Below are 10,263 nucleotides of genomic sequence, written 5' to 3' on the forward strand. Positions count from 1 at the left end.
CCTTGTCCTCGGGTCAGGGGGTGCCGCTCTGCTTCTTGCAGCGGCGCGCCAGCATCTCGCGCGAGCGCGCGCAGATTTCCTCGGTGCTGAGGTCTTCGACATGGGTGGCGATCGACCAGACATGGCCGAAGGGGTCGCGCAGCGTGCCCGAGCGGTCGCCATAGAACTGGTTCTGCACCGGGCGCAGCTGCACCGCACCGGCGCCAATGGCCTGGTTGAACACGGCATCCACATCGGCCACATAGACCAGCAGGCTCACGCCAGCGCCGCCCAGGGTTTGCGGGCTCAGGAAGCCCAGTTCGGGATGTTCGTCGGCCAGCATCACGCGGGCATTGCCGATCTGGATCTCGGCATGCCAGATCTTGCCGTGCGGGCCATCGAGCCGCATGATCTCGGTCGCATCGAAGGCGCGCCGGTAGAAGGCAATGGCCTCGGCGCTGGTGTTGACGATCAGGTAGGGGGTGACGCTGTGGTAGCCCGCAGGCAACGCGCAGGAGGCGCAGGGCTGGCTGGGCTGGTGAGTCTCCATGGCGGGCATGGACTCGCTGGGCGGGTTGTGCATGTCGTCTCCTCGGTCATCGCCGGTAGCGGCACTATAGCAGTAATGCCAGTGCCGCCGGCCGGCGCATGAACGGAAGACTGCTCCGGGCGGAGCGCCGGATCAGGCGAATTCGGACAGCAGGTTGACCTGTTGCGCGAAGATCTTGGGGCTGGCGGCGATGACATCGCCCTTGTACAGGTAGTCGGAGTCACCCTTGAAGGTGCCCACGATACCGCCTGCTTCGGTCACCAGCAGGGAGCCGGCGGCGATGTCCCAGGGCTTGAGGCCCTTCTCGAAGAAGCCATCCAGGCGACCGGCAGCCACGTAGGCCAGGTCCAGGGCGGCAGCGCCCGGACGACGCAGGCCGGCGCTGTGCTCGGTCATGACCTTGAACATCTTGACGTATTCGTTCAGGCCATCCAGGTCGCGGAAGGGGAAGCCGGTGCCGATCAGGGCATCGGCGATCTTGTCGCGCTTGCCCACGCGGATGCGCTTTTCGTTCAGGTAGGCGCCAGCGCCCTTGGAGGCGGTGAACAGGTCGTTGCGGGTGGGGTCGTAGACCACCGCCTGCGTGATGATGCCGCGCTGTTGCAGGGCGATCGAGACGCAATATTGCGGGAAGCCGTGGATGAAGTTGGTGGTGCCGTCCAGCGGATCGATGATCCAGACGTTCTCGTTTTCATCGTGCAGGTTGTCGGAAGCACCGGACTCTTCGGCCAGGATGGCGTGGTCGGGATAGGCGTTCTTGAGGACGTCGATGATGGCGTCTTCGGCGGCCTTGTCCACTTCGGTGACGAAGTCGTTGTGCGACTTCTTGGACACCTTCAGCAGCGACACGTCGAAGGACGCGCGGTTGATGATGGTGGCGGCGCGGCGAGCTGCCTTGATCGCCGTATTGAGCATGGGTGGGATGATCATTCCGATGGTTCCGTTAAAATTGCGGCCATCGTTGACGATGGCTGCGTTGCTCATCGTCGCCATGGCCGACGGGCCGGCCTCCCGCGTCAAGCTTGCGGAACAGCTGGCCAGGCGAAACCCGGCAGTCAAACCAGTGCGACGATGAAATTAATGAGCGTTGCGCCACCCTTGGCTGTTATGCTTTCGGGTTTGCCATGCAGTCCAGGGCGTAGCAGCCGACCCATTGGGTTGATCTGCTTCTGCAATATTGACGTTTTGACAATACCCTATCCTGGGGCGCGAATCCCGCTATTTTAAATGAACAAGCAAGTGTCAGGACAATCTCTTTTCAGCCGTTTGCGTTTTGTGCTGGTCAATACCAGCAGTCCGGGCAATATCGGCTCGGCCGCGCGGGCCATCAAGACCATGGGTTTTTCCGAGCTGGTGCTGGTCAATCCACGCTTTCCGGACGCGGTCAAGGAAGATGAAGCCATTGCCTTCGCCAGCGGCGCCCTGGATGTGTTGCAAAATGCACGCATCGTCGGCAGCGTCGAGGAAGCGTTGCAAGGCTGCAACTTCGCCGCCGCCGTCAGTGCCCGCCTGCGCGAATTCTCGCCGCCGGTGGTGACGCCGCGCGAGCTGGCTACCCAGGTATCGGGCGATGTCGGGCTCAATGCGGCGTTGTTGTTTGGCAACGAGCGCTTTGGCCTGCCCAACGAGGTGGTGCAGAAGTGCCAGGCGCTGATCAACATCCCGGCCAATCCGGACTATTCCTCGCTGAACCTGTCGCAGGCGGTGCAGGTGCTGGCCTATGAGTGCCGCATGACCGAGCTGGCCTTGCAGGGTGGCCCGATGCAGACCAGTGGCGACGCCCGGGCGCCGGGCGAGGTCGGTTTCCATGGCCAGAGCGCCAGCGTGGCCGAGATCGAGGGCATGTTCGCGCATCTGGAGCAGGCACTGGTGGCGATCGATTTCCTCAATCCCGACAATCCCAAGAAACTGATGCCGCGCCTGAAGCGCATGTTTGCCCGTGCCCAGCTGGAGACCGAAGAGGTCAACATCCTGCGCGGCATCGCTCGCCAGATCCTGGAGCCCAAGCAGGCCAAGGCTGGCCAGCATCAACAGAACGAACAGAACGAACAGAACGAACAAGGAGAAGGCTGAGATGGCCAAGCTGACCCTGGACCGCATCCTGCAATCGCAGGGTTTCGGTTCGCGCAAATATTGCCGCGAGTTGATCGATGACGGCGAAGTGGCCGTCAATGGCGAGATCGTGGACGACTACCGTGCCACGCCCGATACCAAGGACCTGGTGCTGACGGTGTTCGAGGAAGAGTGGGAGTACCGCGAGCACATCTACATCGCCATCAACAAGCCGCAGAACATCGAATGCTCACGCAAGCCCAGTCATCACCCGGGCGTGCTGACGCTGTTGCCGGAGCAGTTCACCTGGCGCGACGTGCAACCGGTGGGACGACTGGATCACGACACTACCGGATTGTTGCTCATGTCCGACGATGGCGCCTTCATCCATGCGCAATCCTCGCCCAAGCGCCACGTCCCCAAGGTCTACGCGGCCACCACGGCCGAGCCGGTGACCGAGGCGCTGATCGCGCAATTGAAGTCGGGTGTGCAGCTGCATGACGAACCCGCGCCGCTGGCCGCCACCCGATGCCGCCAGCTGGGCGAGCACCTGCTGGAGATCGTGCTGGAGCAGGGCAAGTACCACCAGGTCAAGCGCATGCTGGCCGCCGCCGGCAACCATTGCAGCGCGCTGTCCCGGGTGGCCATCGGTGGCTTGCAACTGCAGGCACTGGGGCTGGAGGAAGGGGAGTGGACTTACCTGGATGCGGATCAGATGGGCTTGCTGGTGCCGGATCAGGAATAGGCTTCACGACGTCGACGAGGTGACAAGAAAAACGCCATCGGTCGCGAAACTGATGGCGTTTTTCATTGGCAGGGGGCTGGCCTTAATGGCGGGCGTCTCCAGCCTCGCTCGCACCGCCCACCTCGGCCACGAACAGCTGCGCACAATCCACCGCATCAAACTCGTAATGCTGGCCGCAGAAATCGCAATCGATGGCCAGTCTTTCGTTCTGCGACAACGCTTCGGCCACTTCTTCCTGGCCCAGCATCTTGAGCATGTTGCCGACCTTCTCACGTGAGCAGGAGCAATGGAATTGCGGATGCACGGGATCAAAGACGCGCACATCCTGCTCCCAGAACAGGCGATGCATCAGCGTGGCGATATCGGTGCTGAGCAATTCCTCGCGCTTCAGGGTATCGCCCAGCATGACCATGTGGTTCCAGGTCTCCAGCTCGCCCTCGGGCTTGGTCGTGGGGGCGGCAGTGCCACCGATGGTGGGCAGCTTCTGCAGCAGCAGGCCGCGCGAGACATCGGCGTCGGCGGCCAGCCACAGCTTGGTGTCCAGCTGTTCCGAGCGCAGCATGTAGTTCTCGATCACGGTGGCCACGTTCTCGCCATCCAGCGGCACCACACCCTGGTAGGCTTGCTGGCCGGGCAGCTTGTCCTTGGGGTCGAGCGTGATGACGAAGCGACCATTGCCGCTGGCGTTGACCAGGTCGGTCAGGGTGGCGTCGTCGGCAATGACGGTGTCATCGGCCAGCTTGGCGGTGGCGCGCAGTTGCAGCTCGGAGTCGCATTCCACCACCAGCAGCTTGACCGGGCCGTCGCCATGGATCTGCATGACGATCATGCCGTTGAACTTGAGATTGGCCGACAGCAGGGCGGCGGCGGACAGCATCTCGCCCAGCAGCGTGCGTACGGCCGGCGGGTAGGCGCGGCGCGCCTGCACCTGGCGCCAGGTGTCGGAGATCTCGACCAGCTCGCCCCGTACGGGGGCGTTGTCGACCAGGAATTTTTGCAGCGTGTCTTTCATTGTTTCCTTTGCTTGGCCGCTCAGGCGATGCGCTTGAGCTTGGCCTTGAACTGTTGCGCGCGCTGGACATAGCTGTCGGTGCCGGCATGCATGCGCGCGATATCTTCATCACTCAACTGGCGTACCGCCTTGGCGGGGGCGCCGATGATCAGGGAGTTGTCGGGGAACTCCTTGCCTTCGGTCACCAGGGCACCGGCGCCGACCAGGCAGTTCTTGCCGATCCTGGCGCCGTTGAGTACCACCGCCTGGATACCGATCAGGGCCCCTTCACCGATGGTGCAGCCGTGCAGCATGGCCTGGTGGCCGACGGTGACGTTCTTGCCGATCACCATGGGATAGCCGATGTCGGTATGCAATACCGCACCTTCCTGCACATTGCTGTTCTCACCGATGGTGATGAGTTCGTTGTCGCCACGGATGGCCACATTGAACCAGACGCTGGAATGCGCCTCCATCTTCACCTTGCCCACCACGGTGGATGACTCGGCCACGAAGGCGGTGTCATGGATTTCGGGGATGTCCTGCTCCAGTTGGTAGATCGCCATAATAAAATTGTCTCCTCGTTGCGAACTCTCGCGGGACCTGCTCCACCATATGGAGGCAATGCCCGCGTCCTCAACCGTCTATTTTACCTTCCTTGAAAGCAGCTCCCTTGGATCACGTCTCATCCTCAGTTGAAGTCTTTTCATTCACCGGCCTGCGCAGTGCTGCCCTGGCTTGCCTGAAGGAAACCCGTCCGGCCGCCAAGTGCGCTGCCGTACGGGCCTTGCGGGCCGCCTGGCAGAGCGGGCAACTGATGCTGGAGGCGGATGACCTGGCGGCGAGCGAGCCCGGCAGCGGCATTCCTGGCCGCCCGGAGCGGCCGGAACTGGTGTCGCCATTGCAGGTGAAGCATCGTTCCATGGGCACGCCCGAGGGACGGGCCGCGCTGATCCATGCCCTGGCCCATATCGAGTTCAATGCCATCAACCTGGCGCTGGATGCGGTCTGGCGCTTTGCCGGCATGCCCCGCGATTTCTATGCCGACTGGTTGCAGGTGGCCGATGAAGAGGCCTATCACTTCAGCTTGCTGGCTGACCATCTGCAGACCCTGGGTCATGCCTATGGCGACTTCACCGCCCACAATGCGCTCTGGGACATGGCCGAGTCGACCAAGGGCGACGTCCTTGCACGCATTGCCCTGGTGCCGCGCACGCTGGAGGCGCGCGGCCTGGACGCGGCACCGCCGGTGCGCGCCAAGCTGGCCCAGGCCGGGGATATCGCGGCGGCAGAGATACTGGACATCATCATGCGCGACGAGGTCGGCCACGTGCTGATCGGTAATCGCTGGTTCAACTGGCTGTGCGAGCAGCGCCAGCTTGACCCGGTCGCCATCTTTGCGGAGTTGTGCCAGCGCCACCGGGCACCGTCGCTGCGTGGCCCCTTCAATGTCGAGGCGCGCCGGGCGGCCGGTTTTTCGGACGAAGAAATGCTGATGTTCACTGATTTCTCGCGATAAGCGACATATTTGCAACTGATGTAAGCAATTGTCGTGAGTACGTGCAGGTTCGGGTGGTTGTGCTATCGTCAGCGCGAATTCCGATGTCGCGGAATCGCTTATATGAATGGAAAGGATGACAACATGAACAAGATTTCCAAACTGCTGGCCGGTGTCGCCGTCAGCCTGGCCGCCATCTCCCTGCTGGCGGCTTGCCAGAAGAAGGAAGAGCCGGGTCCGGCCGAAGCACTGGGCAAGAAGATCGACGGCGCTGTCCAGGATGCCGGCAAGAAGCTCGATGAAGCGACCGGCCAGGCCAAGGAGCAGACCTCGGAATCGGGATCCAAGCTCGATGAGGCGCTGGACAAGGCCAAGGCGGATGCCAAGGAAGCCTACGAAAAGACCAAGGAAGGCGCCAAGGACCTGGCCCAGAAGACGGGCGAGAAGATGGAAGTGGCGGGCCAGAAGATCCAGGACGCTTCCAAGAAGTAATCCACGGTCGGGCGTCGGTAACGCCGTCACTGACACCGCTGAAGACAATGCCGTCCGGTGCAAGCCGGACGGCATTGTCACGTCCGGAGCGCCTGTTTCGGCTGCCGCGTTCGATTATTCGCGGGTGTTGTGGATCAGTTCGATCACCAGTTTCTGGATCGAGGGTTCCAGCGCCAGCGCCACATGGCCGATGCCGATGACCGGGATGTTCCAGGCGCCTTCCAGGTGGGCCGAGCTTTGTGGCGAGATGATGTTGTCGTGATGGGAGTAGATGGACACGATGTGGGCCAGCGCATCGGCTTCTTCGGTGGCGGCCAGCTTTTGCAGCCAGGGACTGCTGCGGCCTTCTTCGTAGCGTCCGAGCCAGTTCATCTCGCCGCAGTTGATGCCGATGCCGAAATTGGCAATGGCCGTGCCGTGATGCGGCGAGCCCAGCGTGATGACGCGGGCCACGCGGTCACAGCCGTGGTCGCGCAGGTAGGCGCGCGCCGCCAGTCCGCCCATGCTGTGGGCGACGATGACGATCTTCTTCTGTCCGGTCTCGGCCAGCACGCGCTGTACGGCCGCATGCACCAGCGGGGCATAGTCGTCGATGCTGCCGAAGACCGGTTCCATGTCCAGGGCGTAGTGGGTGATGTGGGCTTCGCGCAGCGCCAGGCTCATCCAGCGCCAGTAGCCGCTGTTACAGCCATAGCCGTGGATCAGCAGTACTGGCAGCGAGGTGGTGTCGGGATAGGTGAACTGGTCGAAGCGCAGGAAGGGCATGGCCCAGGAGGAGCACAGCATGGTGGCGCGGTATTCGCGCAGCCACAGGCGGGCGATCTGCAGCCAGCTGATCTCCACCGGATTGGAGGTGCGGCCGCGATAGGGCCAGGTCAGCACAAAGCTGTTGGCCGTGATCTGCGCGCGCAACAGCAGCACGATCACGCCGCCGCCGACTGCGGCAATCACGATGGGCCAGTCGAAATGCCGCAACAGGAAGTAGAACAGGACCGCAATGCCGAACTGGATCAGGAGCAGGGTTCTGGAGATGCGTGAAATCATGCGGGGCAGGGTCCGAGGCATTGTGTGGATCGGGCATGCGGCGGCATGCGTTCGCACCAGAGCATAGCAGAGCCCGGCGCCTTGCTCCGGGTGATGCTCAGGACTTGGCCTTGCTCGTGATGTCCACCAGTCGGGTGCCGGCCAGCCGGTCATGCAGGAACTGCCCCTGCGGATCCAGGCGCGCGCTCAATGCCCAGAGCAGGATGTTCAGTGCAGGGATGATCACCAGCATCCATTGCTGGCCATGCACCGCCGCCGCCAGCGCCAGGCCAGGCAGCACCCACAGCCAGGCCAGCAGGAAGCGGAAGGTGGCGCGCCACAGGCCTACCGGATGACCTGCCTGGTCGACCACGCGGAAGCGCCAGGTCTTCATGGCCAGCGTCTGGCCGCCGTGGGTCCAGAACCAGATGAAGTAGACCGCCAGTACCAGGAACAACCAGAACTCCAGCCCATGGCGCAGATAGAGCGCGTGCCGCTGTTGCAGCAGGGTGGAAAACAGCCAGCCGGACATGAACAGGACACCGAACAGCAACATCGATTCATACAGCATGCTGCTCAGGCGGCGGCGCAGCGAAGGCGTGGTCAGGTCCGGCATGGTCTCTTCTGGGTTGGGTGAACTCGGGAGGGCATCGGCCTGGGGCCGGTGCGGCCCGCAGATGGTAATGCAATCGGCAGGGCTTGCCTATGGCGCTACTTGAGCCGGCGCAAGTTTTGGCGCAAGAGCCGGCTTCAGTATTGGGTGATGACGATGAGGGGGCCGCGTGAACGCAGCGTGCCAAGGCGGAGTTGCTTGGCGGTGGTGGCGACCGGGACTGTCGCGATTACGCCCCGGTGCCGCTTGCCGCAGCAGGCGCCACCAGCGGGGTCGCAGCCGGTTGCGGAGCGGCTTGCGAGCCCGGTGCCAGCGTCGGTGCCGGGGCAATGGCCGGAGCAGGGGCGGGGGCAACCGGCAGCGTGCGATCCAGCGCTTCAGCCGGCAGCTGGATGGTCGGTGCGGCAGCCGACGGCGTGGTCGGCAGCTTGGCGACGCGCTTGGGCAGCTTGGCTTCGGACAGCTTCTTCTTCTGCTCGGCAGACAGTTGCTGGTACTTGGTCCATTGCTCGTGCTTTTCTTCCGCATCCAGCTTCTTGGCGCGGGCATAGTTGGTCCGCGCTGCGCTGCGCTCGGCCGGGGTCAGCTTGACCCAGTCACGCATGCGTTCGTGCAGGCGTTGCTGTTCTTCCGGCTTCATGCGGGTGTAGCGCTTGCCGATCTCCAGCCACTTTTCTTTCTGGTTCTCGCTCATGCGCGGCCATTCGCCGGAGAGCGGTTCCAGTGCCTGGCGCTGTGCTGCCGACAGGTTGGGCCAGGCCAGGCGGCCTTCGGGCTTCCTGGCGGTGGATTTGGTGGAGGAGGGCTTGGCCGATGCCGCAGGTGTTGCGGCTGCGGCAGGCGCGGTGGTGGCAGTTGCCGCCGGCGCCGATGCCGGTGCCTGCGTGTTTTGCGCCACGGTCCATGCGCAGGTCAATCCACCGGCCAGCATTGCCAGCGCCAGCGCGATCTGCGTGAGGCGGGCGTGAGCTTTGAAGGGGGAGCCGGTGGTCTTGCGCATTGTCTTATTGTCCCTTTTCAGCCAGGTAGGCGTTGAAACCATGATCCAGGTAAGCCGACAGCGGCAGCTCGTCGGACAGCACCGCTGCGTCGATGTCAGCCAGGTAGCTGACGCGCTTGGCGGTCTCGTGCTGGTACAGGCCGGCGAACAGGATGATGCCCACCAGCAGCGGTGCAGCCACACCCAGGCGGCTCAGCCACGAGGGTTTCTGCGGCGACAGCATGCCGCCACCGCTAAAGGCGCCGGCCAGCACCGGTTGCTCGACGCGCACGGTCATGGGCGTCTGCTTCTTGCGAGCCAGCGCGACCCGGCGGGCCGCCGCCAGGCTTTGCAGGGTGTCGTCGGACAAGTTGTCCAGGTTGGCGTCAAGCGCCAGCTTCACCTTGTAGGCGAACTGCATTTCCTTGTTGTTCATAATGAGATTCCTTTGGCTCTCAGGGCTTGAGCCAGCGCGTGCGTTGCGCGGGAGCAATGGGTTTTTACGCTACCTTCGGAGCAACCCATGGCGGCGGCTGTTTCCGCCACGTCCATGTCCTGCCAGTAACGCATCAGGAACGCTTCCCGTTGACGCGTCGGCAGCTTTTGTATCTCGGCGTCGATCAGGGAGAGTGTCTGCTGGCGCTCGACCTTGTCGGCACTGGATTCGGCGGCTTCGGAGCCATCCTCGGACTCCAGGCTTTCCAGGACATCGAAGTCGTCGCCGCCCTCGCCATCGCCGCCGTTGCCGCCAAAACTGGAGAACAGGCTCACCCAGGTGTTGCGCACCTTTTCGCGACGGAAGAAATCATGGATGGTGTTTTGCAGGATGCGCTGGAACAGCATCGGCAATTCGCCGACCGGCTTGTCGCCGTATTTCTCGGCCAGCTTGATCATCGCGTCCTGGACGATGTCCAGTGCTGCCTCGTCCCTGCGTACGGCATACACAGCCTGTTTGAAGGCGCGACGTTCGACACTTTCAAGAAAATCGGAGAGTTCTTTGTCAGTTGCCATGCAATACGGTGTGCCGGATGGGTTGCCGGCCAACAAGAGGTGGATTTGCCCCTGATTGACCAGCCGGAATGCGGAAAAATGCAAGAAATCGTCAAAAAGCAGACCGAATCCTAGCAAAAATGGCCTTGCTTGTCGTGGTGTTTATCCCGAAAGCCCGCAGTAAACGCGAGTGTCCGCCAGATTTCGATTGGATTTCGCTTGACCAAAATGATGCAACGCATTACTGTCCTGTTTCCCGCCTCCCACATCTGGGGCGTTTATGTTCCTTGCCGGTGCTTCACATAAGGTCGTGCCGGTTCGAGGAAACGCTTTATAGGTTTAAAGCTTGTT

At 62.7% G+C, this 10,263-nt stretch carries 13 protein-coding genes; 4 read left to right on the forward strand and 9 right to left on the reverse strand.

Annotated elements, in window-relative coordinates:
* Window positions 1-13: 13 nt before the first annotated feature.
* Window positions 14-529 (reverse strand): VOC family protein, encoded by a 516-nt coding sequence (locus tag ACIPHN_RS21990; protein WP_400440186.1) that lies wholly within the window; start codon window positions 527-529, stop codon window positions 14-16.
* A 132-nt stretch (window positions 530-661) separates the two neighbouring features.
* Window positions 662-1,459 (reverse strand): inositol monophosphatase family protein, encoded by a 798-nt coding sequence (locus tag ACIPHN_RS21995; RefSeq protein WP_013233735.1) that lies wholly within the window; start codon window positions 1,457-1,459, stop codon window positions 662-664.
* A 297-nt stretch (window positions 1,460-1,756) separates the two neighbouring features.
* Here ACIPHN_RS21995 and ACIPHN_RS22000 point away from each other — a divergent pair, with 297 nt between their 5' ends.
* Window positions 1,757-2,602 (forward strand): RNA methyltransferase, encoded by an 846-nt coding sequence (locus tag ACIPHN_RS22000; protein WP_400440148.1) that lies wholly within the window; start codon window positions 1,757-1,759, stop codon window positions 2,600-2,602.
* A 1-nt stretch (window position 2,603) separates the two neighbouring features.
* Window positions 2,604-3,326: a pseudouridine synthase gene (locus ACIPHN_RS22005; RefSeq protein WP_400440151.1), complete on the forward strand. Its 723-nt coding sequence runs from the start codon at window positions 2,604-2,606 to the stop codon at window positions 3,324-3,326.
* A gap of 82 nt (window positions 3,327-3,408) precedes the next feature.
* Here ACIPHN_RS22005 and hslO read toward each other — a convergent pair whose 3' ends face one another.
* Both hslO and ACIPHN_RS22015 read right to left on the reverse strand, forming a co-directional pair.
* A complete protein-coding gene (hslO, locus tag ACIPHN_RS22010; protein WP_400440154.1) occupies window positions 3,409-4,338 on the reverse strand; it encodes an Hsp33 family molecular chaperone HslO in 930 nt (309 codons plus the stop codon).
* Window positions 4,339-4,358: 20 nt separating this feature from the next.
* Window positions 4,359-4,883 (reverse strand): gamma carbonic anhydrase family protein, encoded by a 525-nt coding sequence (locus ACIPHN_RS22015; protein WP_400440156.1) that lies wholly within the window; start codon window positions 4,881-4,883, stop codon window positions 4,359-4,361.
* Between the two features lie 107 nt (window positions 4,884-4,990).
* Here ACIPHN_RS22015 and ACIPHN_RS22020 point away from each other — a divergent pair, with 107 nt between their 5' ends.
* Window positions 4,991-5,836, forward strand: a complete 846-nt coding sequence (locus tag ACIPHN_RS22020) for a ferritin-like domain-containing protein (protein ID WP_400440158.1) — start codon at window positions 4,991-4,993, stop codon at window positions 5,834-5,836.
* A gap of 123 nt (window positions 5,837-5,959) precedes the next feature.
* Window positions 5,960-6,307 (forward strand): hypothetical protein, encoded by a 348-nt coding sequence (locus ACIPHN_RS22025; protein WP_400440161.1) that lies wholly within the window; start codon window positions 5,960-5,962, stop codon window positions 6,305-6,307.
* Between the two features lie 114 nt (window positions 6,308-6,421).
* Here ACIPHN_RS22025 and ACIPHN_RS22030 read toward each other — a convergent pair whose 3' ends face one another.
* The 5 genes from ACIPHN_RS22030 to ACIPHN_RS22050 all read right to left on the reverse strand — a co-directional run bounded on the left by ACIPHN_RS22030 (window position 6,422) and on the right by ACIPHN_RS22050 (window position 9,933).
* Entirely contained in the window at window positions 6,422-7,351 is a 930-nt protein-coding gene (locus ACIPHN_RS22030) for a lipase family alpha/beta hydrolase (protein WP_400440163.1), read from the reverse strand.
* Between the two features lie 97 nt (window positions 7,352-7,448).
* On the reverse strand, window positions 7,449-7,946 hold the full coding sequence (locus ACIPHN_RS22035; RefSeq protein ID WP_400440165.1) for an RDD family protein: 498 nt from the start codon (window positions 7,944-7,946) through the stop codon (window positions 7,449-7,451).
* A gap of 226 nt (window positions 7,947-8,172) precedes the next feature.
* Window positions 8,173-8,943, reverse strand: a complete 771-nt coding sequence (locus ACIPHN_RS22040) for a DUF3106 domain-containing protein (protein ID WP_400440168.1) — start codon at window positions 8,941-8,943, stop codon at window positions 8,173-8,175.
* Between the two features lie 4 nt (window positions 8,944-8,947).
* Entirely contained in the window at window positions 8,948-9,358 is a 411-nt protein-coding gene (locus tag ACIPHN_RS22045) for a DUF3619 family protein (RefSeq protein ID WP_400440171.1), read from the reverse strand.
* Window positions 9,355-9,933, reverse strand: coding sequence for an RNA polymerase sigma factor (locus tag ACIPHN_RS22050; RefSeq protein ID WP_400440189.1), 579 nt, complete (start codon window positions 9,931-9,933; stop codon window positions 9,355-9,357). The genes ACIPHN_RS22045 and ACIPHN_RS22050 overlap by 4 nt, the downstream gene beginning before the upstream one ends.
* Between the last annotated feature and the right edge of the window lie 330 nt (window positions 9,934-10,263).

Source organism: Herbaspirillum sp. NPDC087042 (genome assembly GCF_044745245.1).
GTDB lineage: Bacteria > Pseudomonadota > Gammaproteobacteria > Burkholderiales > Burkholderiaceae_D > Herbaspirillum.